Consider the following 15088-nt stretch of genomic DNA (forward strand, 5'->3'; position numbering starts at 1 on the left):
CCTCAGGACCGGCCTCAGGGCCGGTGGCGTACGGGGGTGACGCCCAGCGTCCCGAGGCCCGCCGCCCCGACGCCGGTCGCCGCGCGCACCGCCACGGAGCCGTACGGGGTGCGCAGCCGCAGCCATGGCCCGGCGGCGAGCAGCACCACCGGCACCTCGTGCGGGACCGCCCCGGCCGGCGGCAGGAAGCCCAGCGACTGGGCGGCGTGCGCGGCGCGCAGCGGCAGCCCCGTACCGGCGACGGCGCGGGACCATATCTCCCGGCCGATCCGGTCGCGTTCGGCGCGGGTGCGGTGCTGCGACGGCAGTCGCGCGTCGCGCGCGCGGAACTCGGCGACCGCCTCCGCGACGGCGCCGCGCAGACCGGCCGCGTCCGGCGCTCCGGGCACCTCGCTCCAGCCGCCGCGCGGCGGGAGCAGCCCGCTCCACGGCGGCCCGGTGACGGGTGCGGGCACGATCGCCTTGCCCGCCGCCTCGTCGACGCCGTCGAGCAGTTCGCCGGCGGAGACGGTGGTGTCGAGGGCCGTGCCGTCCTGGAGGGCCGCCGTGCGAACGGCGATCACCTCGAAGGACGGCGGGCGCCCGAAGACGGCCAGGGCGCCGGCGCCCGCCTGGAGGCGGACGGCGGCGGCCCGGTCGTAGTGGACGAGCCGGGCCAGGAAGGCGGCGATGCCCGCCGCCTCCCTCGGCTCGGCGAAGTGCAGGGGCGCCGTCATGCGACGGCACCCTCCGCGCGCATCCCGTCGTCGACGTACTCCTGGAGGAACGCCCGCTCCTCGGCGGTGATGCGGCGCGGGCGCTGCGCCTCCAGGTCGAAGGGGACGACGACGGTGGACGCGCGCACGTACACCTGGCCAGGGTCCTTGATCTCGTACGCGATCGTCAGGGACGCCGCGCCGATCTTGGTGACCCAGGACTCGATGGTCACCGGCTCGTGCCGGTGGACCAGCGGCCTGATGTAGTCGATCTCGTGGCGGGCCACGACGGAGCCGCCGGAGAAGGACGGGGAGCCGTCCCCCGGCGCCAGCCGGAACATGAAGTCGATCCGGGCCTCCTCCAGGTAGCGGAGGAAGACCACGTTGTTGACGTGCCCGAAGGCGTCCATGTCCGACCAGCGCAGGGGGCAGCTGTAGATGTGCCGAGCCACGTCGAGCGCCGCCTCAGCCCCGGGTGAGCTTCTTGTACGTGGCGCGGTGCGGGCGGGCCGCGTCCGGGCCGAGGCGCTCGATCTTGTTCTTCTCGTACGACTCGAAGTTGCCCTCGAACCAGAACCACTTGGAGTCGCCCTCGTACGCCAGGATGTGCGTGGCGACGCGGTCGAGGAACCAGCGGTCGTGGGAGACCACCACGGCGCAGCCGGGGAACTCCAGCAGCGCGTTCTCCAGGGAGGAGAGGGTCTCGACGTCGAGGTCGTTGGTCGGCTCGTCGAGGAGGAGCAGGTTGCCGCCCTGCTTGAGGGTGAGCGCCAGGTTGAGGCGGTTGCGCTCACCGCCGGACAGGACGCCGGCCGGCTTCTGCTGGTCCGGGCCCTTGAAGCCGAAGGCGGAGACGTAGGCGCGGGAGGGCATCTCGACCTGGCCGACGTTGATGTAGTCCAGCTCGTCGGAGACGACGGCCCACAGCGTCTTCTTCGGGTCGATGTTCTCGCGGCTCTGGTCGACGTAGCTGATCTTGACGGTGTCGCCGACGCGGATCTGGCCGGAGTCCGGCTCCTCCAGGCCCTGGATCATCTTGAACAGCGTGGTCTTGCCCGCGCCGTTCGGGCCGATGACGCCGACGATGCCGTTGCGCGGGAGGGTGAAGCTGAGGTCGTCGATGAGGACCTTCTCGCCGAAGGCCTTGGAGAGGTTCTCGACCTCCACGACGACGTTGCCCAGGCGCGGGCCCGGCGGGATCTGGATCTCCTCGAAGTCGAGCTTGCGCGCCTTCTCGGCCTCGGCGGCCATCTCCTCGTAACGGGCGAGACGCGCCTTCGACTTGGCCTGGCGGCCCTTGGCGTTGGAGCGGACCCACTCCAGCTCTTCCTTGAGCCGCTTGGCGCGCTTGGCGTCCTTCTGGCCCTCGACCTTCAGACGGGTCTGCTTCGTCTCCAGGTACGTGGAGTAGTTGCCCTCGTACGGGTAGGCGCGGCCGCGGTCGAGCTCCAGGATCCACTGGGCGACGTTGTCGAGGAAGTACCGGTCGTGGGTGATGGCGACGACGGTGCCCGCGTACTTGGCGAGGTGCTGCTCCAGCCACTGGACGGACTCGGCGTCCAGGTGGTTGGTGGGCTCGTCGAGGAGGAGCAGGTCGGGGGCTTCCAGCAGCAGCTTGCAGAGCGCGACGCGGCGCTTCTCGCCACCGGACAGCTTGGTGACCGGCCAGTCGCCGGGCGGGCAGCCCAGGGCGTCCATGGCCTGCTCGAGCTGCGCGTCGAGGTCCCAGGCGTTGGCGTGGTCGAGCTCCTCCTGGAGCTTGCCCATCTCCTCCATCAGCTCGTCCGTGTAGTTCGTGGCCATCTCCTCGGCGATGGCGTTGAACCGGTCGAGCTTGCCCTTGATCTCGGCGACGCCCTCCTGGACGTTCTCCAGGACGGTCTTCTCCTCGTTGAGCGGGGGCTCCTGGAGGAGGATGCCGACGGTGTAGCCGGGCGACAGGAACGCGTCGCCGTTGGAGGGCTGCTCCAGCCCCGCCATGATCTTGAGAACGGTGGACTTACCGGCGCCGTTCGGGCCGACCACACCGATCTTCGCGCCGGGCAGGAAGCTCAGCGTCACGTCATCGAGGATGACCTTGTCGCCGTGCGCCTTGCGCGCCTTGCGCATCGTGTAGATGTACTCAGCCAAGAGAAACCGTCCGGCAATCAGTAGGGGTCGATTCGCGGCTCCGCCGCATGAGGGCAGACACACCCATCTTGCCTGACCGCCACCCCGCAACAGAAATGCGTGCCCCGACCTCGCGCCGCCCCGCCCCCGCCCGGACCCGCACGCGACCGACATGTCCGCTTCATATCCGCTTCGTCGCGTCCGGCCCGGCCGGCGCGCCCGCCGCGAGCCCGCTCGCCACACCCGGCCCTCGCCCCTCGGCCCTTCGACCGCCTGGCCGCCTGGCCGCCTGGCCGTCTGGCCGTCTGGCCGTCTGGCCGCCTGACCGCTCGGCCGCTCGGCCGCCTGGCCGCCTGACCGCTCGGCCGCTCGGCCGCTCGGCCGTCTGGCCGTCTGGCCGCCTGGCCGCCTGGCCGCCTGGCCCAGAGTCGCCGACCGGGGCGGTGAGGGCGCAGGGCGGATGAGCGCGGCGCCGGGAGCCGCCCCGGGGCGGGGACTCGCCGGACGGGACGCGCCGCTCCAGGCGACGCGCCACGCGGGGGAACGCCGTCCAGGAGGACGCCTCGCGGGGAGGGCCCCGCACAGCAGGACGCCTCCCAGGAGGACGTCTCGCGGCAACAGCCCCGCGGGAAAGCCGGAGCGGCCCCGGACCTGGGGTCCGGGGCCGCTCCGCGGGTCATCGCAGGGGTCACTGACCGGCCGCGGCGCCCTTCTTCTTGCGGAGGATGAAGACCGCGCCGCCGCCCAGCAGGACGAACGCGACGGCGATGCCGGCGATCATCGGAGTGGCGTTGGAGGCGCCGGTCTCGGCGAGGTCGCCGGTGGTGTCGCCGCCGCCGGTGGTGTCACCGCCGGTCGAGCCGGAGGTGGTGCCACCCGACTGCGGGGTCGGGTCGGTGCCCGGCTCCTCGTCACCGTTGCCGCCGGTGGTCGGCGGGGTGGTGGGCTCGGCGCTGGTCTTGCAGTCCAGGACGCCCTTGAACGTCTTGGTCTCGCCGCCGGGCAGCGCGATGCTGAACTCGTACGGCTGGTCCTCGCCGACCGGGACGGTGACGGTCTTCGACTCGCCCGCGCCGACCTCGACCTTCTGGTCGGCCAGCTCGAAGGTGAACGCCTCGTCGCCCTCGTTCTTCGCGGTGACGTCGACGCCGCCCTTGGCGCAGTTCTTCTCGGCGGTCAGAGCCGGGATGGCACCCTGCTTCGCCCAGACGGCGCTGCCGGTCGCGGAGACGGTCGACTCGCTGGAGCCGGCCAGGATCTGCGTCTGGCTCTTGGAGAGGCTGGCGAAGGCGCGGCCCACGGAGACGGACGTGCTCGCCTGGACGTTGAACGTCGCGGTGCCGTCGGCGGTGCCGGCCGGCACGTCGACGTACAGCTCCGTGCCGTCCTTGGCCTCGGTGACCGGCGCGCCGTTCTTGTCGGTGACCTTGACACCGGCGGCGTCCGGGGCGGTGACGGTGGCCCGCTCGGCGTTGGTGCGGACGGTGATCGGGCCGAGCTTGCTTCCGGCCTTGCCGGAGACCGCGTTCGGCTCCAGGCTCAGCGACGCCTTGGGCTCCTGGAGCTTCTCGGCGCTCTTCTCCAGCCAGTCGGCGAGCTTCTCGGCGGCCGGGTCCTTCGCCTCGACGTCCGCACCGTCCGAGAAGCGCCAGATGGCGACCTGCGTACCGGCGGCGGCGGTCTCCTTGGTCAGGGAGCCGGCGTCGGCCTTCTTGGCCAGGTCAGCGAGGTCGTCGACCTGCGGGTAGGAGTTCTTCAGAACCCACAGGATCTTGCCGGCCTGCTCGTTGCTCCCGAGCGAGGTCTGCTCCCAGGGCGTCTCGAGGTACTTGGCCTTGGGCAGCGTCGGGTTGTGGATGTCGATGCAGTACGTCTTCAGCGTGCCGCCGCCGTCGACGGCCATCTCGAAGAGGCCGGCGGGCAGCTTCTTCGTCTTGCCGCCGTTCAGCTTGAGGACGGCGTCGTCATAGGTGGTCAGCCCGTTGAGGGTGGCGGAGGCACCACCCTGGTGCTGGGGGTTCTCGTCGGCGACGGCCACGGCCGTCCCGGCTATGGATCCTCCCGCGACCAGACCGGAGGTCAGGACCGCGGCGGCGAGCCGGCGGCCGAGCCGCTCCCGCCGCTGGACAGAAAGCGCAGCAAACACAGATTTCCCCTCTGGGCGAGTCCTCCGGTCGCAGGGCCCCGCGGCGCGGTGCACGTCGCGGGGGCACGTGGGAGGTGGAACTCGCCTGATGACTCAAGTGCCCCGTGAGTACCGGAATCCTAGAGAGGCGGACTCGGCGAGTCCCCTGTGATGCCCCCACTCAACCGTTTCGACTCGCAATCGTTATCGAAATCCAGGCATGAAAGCCGTGACTTTCGGCCAGGGGCCACCCAAGTCGCATGCCACATAGCCCGGTTCGCGGAGGTTTGGGCGGCCGGCTGAGGCCAGCTCAGGACGTGACCAACTCCGCCCGCCGCTGCGGCACTTCGGTGTGCCGCTCCGTCATCTCCTGTTCGGCGGAGCGTCTCCCCGCGCTCCTGCGGAACGCCGACGTGCCGCGTGTCAGGTCGTGGCCGACGGCCAGCGCGTCGATGTCGACGAACGTCCGGCGCGGCCCGTCCGCCGGTCCTCCGGCGGACGGCTCCTCGCGGACCCGCAGCCTGCCGTGCACCACGAGCGGTTCGCCGACCGCCACCGACGCCGCGAGGTTCGCGCCGAGCTGGCGCCAGGCGTTGACCGTGTAGAAGCTCGTGTGCCCGTCGGTCCACGCCGCCCGCTCGCGGTCCCAGCGGCGGGCGGTGGCGGCGAAGCGGAACCTCGCGACCCCGCCCGTAGGCGTCTCCCGGTACTCCACGTTGGTCGCCACGTTCCCCACGACCGTGACCAGGGTGTCGTTCATGACGGATGCTCCTCCCCGTTCGCGACGCTCCCCCGCGCCGCCCGTTGTGCTCCATCGTGGCCCCGTCCGCCGATTCCCGCTCGGCCCTGTGGACGGCGGGGCGGCCTGGGGACATCGCCGCCACCCGATCGGGCGATCGACCGCTGGGGCCGCCGGCCGGCCGCGCGGGAGGAGTCGGGTGCGTGACGGGCTGCGGCGGAGGACCCGGTCAGTACCGGGCGACGGGCCGCAGGGGCCCGGGCCCCGGTGAGCGCCGGCCCTCGGGACCGGCGGGCACCCGTCGCCGGTCCGGTTCCCGGGCCCGCCCCGTACCCACCTCCGCCCTCATGCCCGCCCCCGCCCCACCCCCGTACCCGCGCTGACCGCCGCCTCCGTACCCCCACCCGGGCCCGTGCCCACGCCCGTCAGCGGGTCGTGAGCCGTCCGCCCGACACCGTCGCGTACTGCTCCCGCACCTCGCGGTAGCGCATGAGCTCCGTGGCGATCGGGTCGAGGACCATCGCCCGGCCGCACCCGGCCGCCGCCTCGCGCAGTCGCCGCTCGGTCTCCTGCCCGTACCTGCGCGCGGGCCCCCGCGCCGCCGCCACGCACGCCCACTCCACGAGCGGCCCGCCGACGATCCCGGCGAGCATCACCAGGACGGGCGGCAGCAGGCGCGGCTCCAGTACGCCCGCGATCTGGCCCGCCAGCCACAGCGCGCCGAACACCTGAAGCAGCGTCATGGACGCCTGGGACAGCACGGCCACCGGCCACCAGGCCGGCCGCGGCGGCAGGCCGCCCGGCCTCCCACCCGCCTTCCCCCCGGCCCTCTTGCCCGCAGCGCCCGCAGCGCCCGCAGCCCCGCCCCCGGGCTTCCCGCCCACCGTGCCGCCCGCCGTACCGCCCGGCTTCCCGCCCGCCGTGCCGTCCCCCTTGCCGCCCGGCCTCGGGGCGCGGGCGTCGGCGGCCAGCTCGTCCAGCGCCTCCGGCAGCCCCCGCGCGCCGCGCGCCGCCGCCTCGCGCACGGCCTGCGCCCACGGGGCCGGCAATCCGTGCGCGGCCTCCTCCGCGACGACGCGCACCGCGTGCTCGACGCGCTGCCGGGCCGTGGGCTCCTCCTCCAACGGCGCCGAACCGGCCGGCTCGCCGCCGCCCGCGCCCGGTGTGCGCAGCCGCTCGTACCAGCGCCACAGCCGCAGCCACGGGGTGCCGCAGGCGCGTCCGGCGTTGCGGCGCCACGCGCGTTCGGCGGCCTCGCCCGCGGCGGCGGCGCCGACGGCGACGGCCAGCCGGGCGGTGAAGTCCTCCCGGGAGCGCTCCCCGAGGCCGGGCCGCCCCTCCCCCACGTAGACCGGGCGCAGGCGGGTCGCGGCCGCGTCGACGTCGGCGGAGAGACGGCGGGTCGCGGCCTGGTGGCCCCGCACGAACGTGCCGAGCGCCTCGCGCAGTTCGGGCAGGCCCTCGCCGGTGAGGGCGGAGAGGGCCAGGACGGTGGCGCCTGGCTCGCCGTGCTCGCCGAGGGCGACACCGTCCTCGTCGAGGAGGCGGCGCAGGTCGTCCAGCACCTGGTCGGTGGTGTCGCCGAGGAGGCGGTCGATCTGGTTGAGGACGACGAAGGTGACCTCCGCGTGCCCGGCGAGGGGCCGCAGGTACCGCTCGTGGAGGGCGGCGTCGGCGTACTTCTCCGGGTCGACGACCCAGATGACCCCGTCGACGAGGCCGAGGACGCGGTCGACCTGGTCGCGGTGGGCGGTGAGCGCCGAGTCGTGGTCGGGCAGGTCCACGAGGACGAGTCCGCGCAGCGCCTCGTCGCCGTCGCCGCCCGCGAGGGGCCTGCGGCACAGCCGGCCCGGGATGCCGAGCCGGTCCAGAAGCCCGGCGGCGCCCTCGGACCAGGCGCAGGCGATGGGCGCGGCGGTGGTGGGGCGGCGCAGTCCGGTCTCGGAGACGGGTACTCCGGCGAGCGCGTTGATCAGCGTCGACTTGCCGCTGCCGGTGGCGCCCGCGATGGCGATGACGGTGTGACGGGAGGAGAGCCGCTGCCGGGCGGCCGCTTCGGCGAGCACCCGGCCGGCCTCGGCGACGACCGGCGGGTCGAGGCGGGTGGCGGAGAGCCCGAGGAGGTCGCGGAGGGCGTCGAGGCGCACCTTGAGGGCGGCTCCCTCGCCTCCGCCGTCCCGCGGGTCGCGCCCGGGGCCTTTGGACCCGCCTCCGGACCCGTCCTCCCCTCCCCCGGGTTCGCCTCCGGCCCCGCCCTCCGCTGCGGCGCGGCGGGCGATCAGCCCGTCGTCCCACTTCCTCTGGCCCACGGCGTTCACCGCCGTCACCTCTCCTTCTGCAGTACGGACAGCGCGGCGATGAGTTCAGCCTGCGGTTCCGGGGTGACGCCGAGGGCGTCGACCGGGGCCAGGCGCAGGTCCCGTTCCTCCCGGAGGACCCGTTCGACGTACGCGTCGACGAGTTCGGCGCCCTTGTCGCGCAGGCGCAGCGCGCCCTGGGCGCCGACCAGCTCCGCGAGCCGCTCGCCCGCCCCCCGCGCGCGGTCCCCGCCGAGCAGGGTGGCCGCGAGCAGCGCGGAGACGGTGTCGGCGTCGGGGAGGGGGGTGCGTTCGGCGCGCCGTACCTCGTCCTCGGCCAGCTCCTCCAGGACGCGGCGCCAGCGGCGTACCGCCATGCCCACGCGCTCGCACGCCTCCCGGTCGCGGCCGGCGGGCGTGCCGTCGAGGGCGCGGGCGGCGGGTTCGCGCCGCCAGGCCTCCCTCAGCCGCTCGTCGGCGGCGGCGACGGCGCAGTGGAGGAGGGCGGCCAGGGAGTCGGCGAGGGCGTCGAGGAGTTCGGCGGGCGTGCAGTCGTCGGGGTGGGCGCGCCAGCGGGCGCGGGCGTCGCCGGAGAGGACGGCGCCGCGGCGCAGTTCGCGGCGTACGCGGTCGGCCTCGGCGGCGTACACGGTCTCGACGGCGCCGGTCAGGCGGAGCGCGGCGGCGCACTGGGCGGCGACGGCGCCGGCGAGTTCCGGCATGCGCACGCGCAGGGAGTCGATGACGCCGTTGGCGGTGCGGCCGGCGGTCTGGTGGCGGGCGGCGGGGTCCTGGGCGCGGTGGGCGAGCCAGGCCCGGAGGGGTGCGACCGCCGTGTCGGGCAGCAGGCCGCTGCCGCCCCCGGCGGACTCGGGCAGCTCGGGGACGGTGAAGCGGGGTACGGCGCCCAGGCCGGCGCGTACGAGCAGCGCCTCGTACTGGCGGGACACCTCGCCGATCACCTGGTGGGGGACGCGGTCGAGGACGGTCACGAGGGTGGCGTCGTACTCCTTGGCGGTACGGAGCAGGTGCCACGGGACCGCGTCGGCGTACCGGGACGCGGTGGTGACCATCACCCAGATGTCGGCGGCGCAGATCAGTTCGGCGGCCAGCTCGCGGCTGCCGGAGACGAGGGAGTCGATGTCGGGGGCGTCGAGCAGGGCGAGCCCGCGGGGCAGGGTGTCGGCGGTCTCCAGGCGCAGGGCGCGCCCCTCGGGCTCCTCGTCGGCGTCCTCGCCGGGGGTGCCCCACAGGCGGGTGAAGCGCGGCAGGACGCGGGTGCCGGAGAACCAGTGCTCCTCGTCGGGGTGGCAGACGAGCACGGGGACGCGGGTGGTGGGGCGCAGGACGCCGGCCTCGCTGACGGGGCGGCCGACAAGGGAGTTGACGAGGGTGGACTTGCCGGCGCCGGTCGATCCGCCGACCACGGCGAGGAGGGGGGCCCCGGGGTCGCGGAGCCGTGGGACCAGGTAGTCGTCCAGTTGGGCCAGCAGCTCCGCCCGCGTCTGCCGGGCCCTCGGCGCCCCCGGGATGGGCAGGGGGAGGCGCACGGCGGCGACACGGTCGCGCAGGGCGGAGAGTGCGTCGAGAAGCTGAGGCCGTACGTCCAAGGTCACCACATGTGAAGAATGCCCAATTTCAGCATCTTTTTGAAGCGTATGGCCCTCTCTGCGCGCCGGTCACACACAGGGACAGAGGGGATGAGTGGGGCTCAGGCATAACGAGTGCACAACACCCGGCCCGCGAGGCGCGAAAAGCGCTGCGTGAATCGCACCTGCCTGCGATTATCGGGTTCGCTTCACCGAACCTCCACATCGTGCCACGCAGGTGAAGCGGCCGGGCCAGGGTGATCGGAGCCCTATCCTTGACCCCGGCCAGGTCACGGAACAGCACGAGGGCTCCGGCGGCCGCCAGGCCGCCACCACCGGCCCCCGTAGCTCAGTGGATAGAGCAGGTGCCTTCTAAGCACTTGGCCGCAGGTTCGAGTCCTGCCGGGGGCGCAAGACCGGGACCCTCCTTCGGGAGGGTCTTTTTGCTGGTCAGGGCAGGTCTCGGGCGGCACGGTGAAGCCCCGGGCGCCCGCTTGATGATCATGGGCGGACTCCGGGGCCGTCCGGCTGTCACCGGGTTCTCGCGGGTGGCCGTGTCGAATACGTGTCGAAGTTTCCGCGCCGCAGGGTCAGCCGGCGCCGGGCGGCTCCAGCAGGTCGCCCGCGGCTTCGAGTCGCCGCTTCAGGTCCGGAAGCTGCCCGTCCACGCACCGTGCGTACGTCGCGAGGAGCACCGCCACGCTGTTCCCGGCCCACTCCGCCACCTGGGCGGGCGGGACGCCGTCGTTGAGCCACTTGGTCAGGCGCGTGTGCCGGTTGTCGTACACGCGCCGTCCGGTCGGCGACGCGAAGACGTGGGGCGGCAGCACGGCCTCGCGCGCGCCGCGCCATGCCCGGCGGATGACCGACCCGGCGAGGATGCCGCCCGACTCCCCCTGGAACAGCAGATCCCCCGGACGCAGCCGCTCGTCCCGGATGTGCTGCCGCAGAATGCGGGTGAGAGCCGGATGCCCCGGCACGGTACGCGTCTCCCCCTCCGCACGGCCCTTCAGGTCGCGCCGCTCATGAGTCTCCCCCGAGTCCGTCCACTGCTTGCCGACCTCAGGGGTCGCCGTGTGGATCAGCAGTTCGCACCACTGGTCCTCGGCGCCGGGGTCGGGCAGCGTGACGTCCTCCACCCGCATGGCCACGGCTTCCTCGGGTCGCAGACCGCAGTAGTAGAGCGTGGCGAAGAAGGCGTGGAGCCGCCTGCCGCCGCGCGGCCGGTGCCGTATCCAGTCGAGGATCGCCGCCGCCTGCTCGGGGTTCATCAGGGACCGCTTGTCCACAGTGTTCGTGGTCCTCGTGGCGGTCGTCGACTCCTTGCCCTTGGGCAGGGGATTGGCCCGCAGGACGCCCCGCCGGACGGCGTACTTCATGACGACGTTGAGGACCCGGCGGTTGCGCTTCCGGGACCAGGCCGCCGCCTGCGTGCCGTCGAGGCGGGTGTCGACGGCACGCAGGACCTGATCCACCCTCTCCGGCTCCTCCCAGACGGAGACGGGCGGGGAGTTCCGCTCCACCCACCTGAGGACGGCCACCACGTCCCGCGGCGCGTCCGGGCGCCGGCTGGTGTTGAACGCCCACTCCCGCAGGGCGGTGCGCACGGCCGCGGGCGTGAACCGGGTGGGCTTGGCCCGCAGCAGGGCGACGGTCGTCGCGGTGAGGGTCTTGGCGACGCTCTTGCGGCTGTTGCCGCCGAGCTGGTGCCAGCGGGCGTCCACGTACTCGACGGCGAAGCCGTACCAGCTCATGGCCGCCGCCTTCGAGCGGTGGGACACCGGAAGTCCGGTGGCGACGACGAACGCCTCGCCCCTGCCCGTGGCCCGGATCAGCTCGGAGCGGAAGCCCTCGGCGAGGGCGACCGTGTCGAAGGGCTCACGCCAGCGCTTGCCCGCGACCACCCAGCGCACGGTGTACGTGTTCTTCCGGGCGCCCTTGTACGGGAGGATCTTGTAGACCTTGACGTCGTACGTCGTCTCCATCAGACGGCGTCCTCACGGTCGTCGAGCCAGTGCTCGAGGTCGCTCCGACGGATCCGGAGGTCCCCGTTCGGGAGCTTGATGCAGCGCGGCGCACGGCGCTTGGCCCGCCAGTCGTAGAAGGTCGAGCGCGAGATGGCCAGTTCCTCGCAGACCTCCGCGAGGGTGAGCATGCCGCGTGCACGGACGGCCGTGGTCATGCCCTGCTCCCTTCGTCCAGGAGGGCTTCGCGCGCGGTCTCGCGGTTGTCCCGGAGGCCGCGGGCGATGGTGGCGGCGAGGGCGGCCTCACCCGGTGTGTGGCCGTGGCCTGCGTACTGCCAGTCGGCCAGGACCAGGACGGTGTCCGGCTCGCGGTCGTCGAGGCCGAGGGCGGAGGCTTCCTGCGCGGCGCGGTGGTCGGCGCGTGCCCGGCGGAGGGCGCCGAGGGTGGTGGAGTAGGCGCGCGACTTGGACGAGAAGTGCCCGCGGAATCCGAGCATGTGCGCCCAGGCCCAGAGGCGCCGGTCCGGGTAGAGGCGGTCCAGGTCGCGACAGGCCGTGATCAGGCGGCGGGTGTGGTCGGGGACTCGGTGCAGGTCGAGCTCGGCGAGTTCCCCGATGCGGCGGTCCAGGGTGCCGGTGTTCTCGGCAGCCTTGGTGGCGTACTTGGCGACGTACGAGGCGACGGCCTGTTCCGTGATGTCGGAGCCGTCGCCGAAGGCCTTGACCGGCCGGACGTCGAGTTGGTGCCCCCAGCGGAAGGTCCGCGTCGGCTGGTCGCCAGCGGCCGGGACGGAGACCGACGTGTACGCGTGCGCGGCGGCGGCTCGTAGCGCGTCCGTGAGGAGGCCGACCGTGGCCCAGGCGGGCGGTGGTGTAGCGGGCCCCGCCGGTCCGTCGAGGCGTACGACGGCGTGGAAGTGCAGGGCCCCGCGCTTCTGGAACTCGGCGACCTTGCCGTACGAGACCCGCAGGTGTGCGGCGAGTTCCCGGCGGGTCAGGCCGGCGCGGGCGGCGAGTTCGCGGCGGAGCCGCGTGGTGAAACGCTGCCAGAGCTGCCCGGCGTGGTTGTTGAACAGGACGGCGCCCGCGTAGTCGTAGGTCTCCGGGTCGAGGGCGGTGCCCAGCTCCGGGGCGTCCGGCGCGTGCAGGACGCCGCAGCGGCAGGTGCTGTGGTCGGGTCGGTTGTGGACCGGGCCGAACGACGGGGCCGTGAGGGTGGCGAAGACGCGCGGGTGGTCCCGGACGGTGGCGGGGACGTCGCGGCGGTCGTCTCCGGCCAGGCCAGCGCGGATCAGGTGGTAGGTGTCGCCCGCGTAGGTCCAGGCGCAGGACGGGCAGCGGGACGCGCGGCGGTTTCCGCAGGCGAGGCGGAGGCGGCCACCCGGCTCGTGCGCGGTGGAGTAGTGGTGCAGGGTCTCGCCGCTGGTCTTGTCCTTGTGGAGGACCCAGCCGGTGAGGTGGATCGGGTCGGAGCATCCGCCGGTGCGGCGGACCTGGTCCTCCCAGCGTGCGTAGTCGGAGGCGGAGGCCACCCGGAGCAGGTCTCCAAGGGTGATCGGGTCGAGCAGTGCCTGTGGCGCGGGCGCACCCGGTGTCGCGGATGAGGCGCGGTGGGCCATGCTGGATGTTCCTTCCGGTTGCGAGATCGGACAGGGACGGCGCCCGGGCGGCGGATGCTTGGCGGTATCGAGGCCGCCCGGGGGCCGGTCAACGGCGGTGCTGCGAGATCAGGGAGCGCAGGACGACGGCGCAGACGGCGACTGAGGCCGCGGTGACGGTGACGGCCAGGAGCATGGAGACCAGGACGGCGCCGACGACAAGGACGATGGCGGTGCCGCCGCCGACCAGGGCGAGCGCGGTACCGGGGGTGAGCTGAACCGCCGGTCGGGTCGAGGCCGGGACCGGGGCAGCAGGGGCGAGCGGGGACTGGGCGCCGGGGGTGACGGTGGTCGGCTGGACGACCGCGGGCGGGGCCGTGCCGGTGGGGTGGGGCATGGTCGGGAGCTTGGGCCGGAACATGAGCGGATCTCCTTTCGCGGGGCTTACTTCACGGCGGTGTCGATGACCGGGGCGAGGAGGCTGTCGGCGAGGAGGTAGCCGCCCAGCAGGAGCACGGCGACGAGCCACCAGGGCGGGCGGACGAGCTTGACGCCGAGGACTCCGACGCACAGCAGGGCGAACCAGAGTGGAACGTCCACGGGGCCTCCTAGCGGACCTTGCAGCGGTGGGTGCGGGCGGCGAGCTGGGCGGCGGACCGGCTGGAGTAGTCGGCGGACCAGCCGCAGCCGTCGGAGCCGCACACGGCGGCGTGCTTGGTCTGGCCGTTGCGGTCGCGGTGGGTGCCGATCTGCACGGGGCCGATCCGCATCAGGGAGTGGAAGAAGTCACGGGCGGGCATGTCAGTCGGTCTCCGTTCGGTTCGTGGTCGGGTCGGGGAAGGAGGCGCGGATACCGGCGGCGGTGGCCGGGTCGGCGGTACGGCGGGCGGCTTCCTCGGCAAGCAGGTGCGCCAGGAACGGCCGGTCGGCGGCGGTCATCTCACGGGCGCCGTCGAGGTAGTCGGCGGCGGTCAGGTCGGCCGGCTCGCAGGTCACCGGTGTCTCCTTCGTGTCAGGCGAGTCGGGCGGCGATGGCGTCGGCCAGCTGGGGCGGGACGCCGAGGCGGGCGCGCAGGGTCTCGGCGTCGATGGGCGCGCCGGTCCTTTCCTCGTGGTCGGCGGCGACCTTGCGCGCGTGGTCGACCAGCGCGGCCGGCACCGGCACTCCCGGGGAAGCCGGAAGCGGCGCGGCGGCGGGTACGAGGGGGACTTCCTCGGGCACCGGAACCGCGACGGGCTCGGGCACCGGGTCCGGCTCAGCGGCGGCGGGTCGGTCAGCGACCGGCTCGGAAACCTCCTCGGGTGCGGGCTCCTGGTCCGGCTCCGAGTCCGAGTCCGGGGCGGCAGGTACCGGCGGAGCCGAGGGCCGGTCCGCAGGGGCGTGGGCGAGGAGGGTGCCGCCCATGAAGGCCAGGGCGGGCCAGGCCGCGACGAGGATGCGCAGCCAGGCCGGGACGCTCCCCAGGTCGAGGAGCCCGGCGGTGGCGACATTGGCGCCGAGGGAGGCGACCAGGGCGATGAGGAACCAGCACCAGGCCAGCCGGGACGGCCCGTCGGTACGCAGCCGGCGCCAGGCGGCGACCAGGAGCAGGTCCACCGAGACGGGGTACGCCCAGGCCTTCCAGCCGTCCTGTCCGGCGGCGGCGGCGAGGTCGTGCAGGTGCGCGAAGGACAGCGCTCCGGCGATGACGGCCTGGACGAGCACGGCGTCCACGCGGAAGCGGGTCGTCACGGCTGCCCGCCGGGGTGCTGGGGGCCGTCATGGGGGTCGCAGCCGGACGGGAAGGCGTCGGGCGGCGGCTCGGGCAGGGAGACGGCCAGGGCGGGGCCGACGGCGTCGACGAAGTCAGGGTCGGCGCCGAAGGTGTGGGCGTACAGGGCCAAGGCGCTGAGCAGCTGAACCGTGCGGTGGAAGTCCTCACGGGCGTCCACGGGTTCACCTCCGGTTTCCGGCATGGGAGGGGTAGGGA

General features: G+C 73.8%; 16 protein-coding genes and 1 tRNA gene. 1 reads left to right on the forward strand and 16 read right to left on the reverse strand.

The window, feature by feature from the left end; all coding sequences use genetic code 11:
- Positions 1-14: 14 nt before the first annotated feature.
- The 7 genes from CP974_RS09740 to CP974_RS09770 form a co-directional block, all read right to left on the reverse strand.
- Positions 15-716 (reverse strand): DUF8010 domain-containing protein, encoded by a 702-nt coding sequence (locus CP974_RS09740; RefSeq protein WP_031135654.1) that lies wholly within the window; start codon positions 714-716, stop codon positions 15-17.
- Positions 713-1147, reverse strand: coding sequence for an acyl-CoA thioesterase (locus CP974_RS09745; RefSeq protein WP_031135652.1), 435 nt, complete (start codon positions 1145-1147; stop codon positions 713-715). Before CP974_RS09745 ends, CP974_RS09740 begins: the two co-directional genes overlap by 4 nt.
- A 13-nt stretch (positions 1148-1160) precedes the next feature.
- Positions 1161-2825, reverse strand: coding sequence for an energy-dependent translational throttle protein EttA (gene ettA / locus CP974_RS09750; protein ID WP_031135650.1), 1665 nt, complete (start codon positions 2823-2825; stop codon positions 1161-1163).
- A gap of 667 nt (positions 2826-3492) precedes the next feature.
- The gene (locus tag CP974_RS09755) at positions 3493-4950 is read right to left on the reverse strand and encodes a thioester domain-containing protein (RefSeq protein ID WP_162530965.1); all 1458 of its coding nucleotides are present in this window, start codon (positions 4948-4950) and stop codon (positions 3493-3495) included.
- A 289-nt stretch (positions 4951-5239) separates the two neighbouring features.
- Complete coding sequence (locus tag CP974_RS09760) at positions 5240-5689, reverse strand: single-stranded DNA-binding protein (protein WP_037939268.1); 450 nt, start codon at positions 5687-5689, stop codon at positions 5240-5242.
- A 404-nt stretch (positions 5690-6093) separates the two neighbouring features.
- Positions 6094-7986, reverse strand: coding sequence for a YfjP family GTPase (locus tag CP974_RS09765; RefSeq protein WP_085921434.1), 1893 nt, complete (start codon positions 7984-7986; stop codon positions 6094-6096).
- Between the two features lie 5 nt (positions 7987-7991).
- Entirely contained in the window at positions 7992-9575 is a 1584-nt protein-coding gene (locus CP974_RS09770) for a dynamin family protein (RefSeq protein ID WP_031130298.1), read from the reverse strand.
- A gap of 317 nt (positions 9576-9892) precedes the next feature.
- On the opposite strand from CP974_RS09770, the gene CP974_RS09775 reads away from it, so the two are divergent.
- A tRNA-Arg gene (locus CP974_RS09775) sits at positions 9893-9965 on the forward strand.
- A gap of 179 nt (positions 9966-10144) precedes the next feature.
- Here the strand turns inward: CP974_RS09775 and CP974_RS09780 are convergent.
- From CP974_RS09780 to CP974_RS09820, 9 genes are all read right to left on the reverse strand, one after another.
- A complete protein-coding gene (locus CP974_RS09780) occupies positions 10145-11539 on the reverse strand; it encodes a tyrosine-type recombinase/integrase (RefSeq protein WP_031130299.1) in 1395 nt (464 codons plus the stop codon).
- Complete coding sequence (locus tag CP974_RS09785; protein ID WP_031130300.1) at positions 11539-11736, reverse strand: helix-turn-helix transcriptional regulator; 198 nt, start codon at positions 11734-11736, stop codon at positions 11539-11541. Before CP974_RS09785 ends, CP974_RS09780 begins: the two co-directional genes overlap by 1 nt.
- Entirely contained in the window at positions 11733-13139 is a 1407-nt protein-coding gene (gene repSA / locus CP974_RS09790) for a replication initiator protein RepSA (protein ID WP_031130301.1), read from the reverse strand. Before repSA ends, CP974_RS09785 begins: the two co-directional genes overlap by 4 nt.
- 88 nt (positions 13140-13227) lie before the next feature.
- Positions 13228-13539, reverse strand: a complete 312-nt coding sequence (locus CP974_RS09795; protein WP_031130302.1) for a hypothetical protein — start codon at positions 13537-13539, stop codon at positions 13228-13230.
- Positions 13540-13562: 23 nt separating this feature from the next.
- Positions 13563-13718, reverse strand: coding sequence for a hypothetical protein (locus CP974_RS09800; RefSeq protein WP_085921433.1), 156 nt, complete (start codon positions 13716-13718; stop codon positions 13563-13565).
- 8 nt (positions 13719-13726) lie between these two features.
- On the reverse strand, positions 13727-13918 hold the full coding sequence (locus tag CP974_RS09805) for a mobile element transfer protein (protein WP_031130303.1): 192 nt from the start codon (positions 13916-13918) through the stop codon (positions 13727-13729).
- 1 nt (position 13919) lies between these two features.
- Positions 13920-14114, reverse strand: coding sequence for a hypothetical protein (locus tag CP974_RS09810; RefSeq protein WP_031130304.1), 195 nt, complete (start codon positions 14112-14114; stop codon positions 13920-13922).
- 16 nt (positions 14115-14130) lie between these two features.
- Positions 14131-14850 carry a DUF2637 domain-containing protein gene (locus CP974_RS09815; protein ID WP_031130305.1) on the reverse strand — a complete coding sequence of 240 codons (720 nt, stop codon included), beginning with the start codon at positions 14848-14850 and terminating at the stop codon, positions 14131-14133.
- The gene (locus CP974_RS09820) at positions 14847-15050 is read right to left on the reverse strand and encodes a hypothetical protein (RefSeq protein ID WP_031130306.1); all 204 of its coding nucleotides are present in this window, start codon (positions 15048-15050) and stop codon (positions 14847-14849) included. The genes CP974_RS09815 and CP974_RS09820 overlap by 4 nt, the downstream gene beginning before the upstream one ends.
- Positions 15051-15088 lie beyond the last annotated feature (38 nt).

It is taken from the genome of Streptomyces fradiae ATCC 10745 = DSM 40063, assembly GCF_008704425.1.
GTDB classification, from domain to species: domain Bacteria; phylum Actinomycetota; class Actinomycetes; order Streptomycetales; family Streptomycetaceae; genus Streptomyces; species Streptomyces fradiae.

Bases quoted from the DNA above. Each gene is read 5' to 3' on its own strand.
- CP974_RS09740 (WP_031135654.1), bottom strand. From the start codon at position 716: ATGACGGCGCCCCTGCACTTCGCCGAGCCGAGGGAGGCGGCGGGCATC.
- CP974_RS09760 (WP_037939268.1), bottom strand. From the start codon at position 5,689: ATGAACGACACCCTGGTCACGGTCGTGGGGAACGTGGCGACCAACGTG.
- CP974_RS09780 (WP_031130299.1), bottom strand. From the start codon at position 11,539: ATGGAGACGACGTACGACGTCAAGGTCTACAAGATCCTCCCGTACAAG.
- CP974_RS09785 (WP_031130300.1), bottom strand. From the start codon at position 11,736: ATGACCACGGCCGTCCGTGCACGCGGCATGCTCACCCTCGCGGAGGTC.
- repSA (WP_031130301.1), bottom strand. From the start codon at position 13,139: ATGGCCCACCGCGCCTCATCCGCGACACCGGGTGCGCCCGCGCCACAG.
- CP974_RS09795 (WP_031130302.1), bottom strand. From the start codon at position 13,539: ATGTTCCGGCCCAAGCTCCCGACCATGCCCCACCCCACCGGCACGGCC.
- CP974_RS09805 (WP_031130303.1), bottom strand. From the start codon at position 13,918: ATGCCCGCCCGTGACTTCTTCCACTCCCTGATGCGGATCGGCCCCGTG.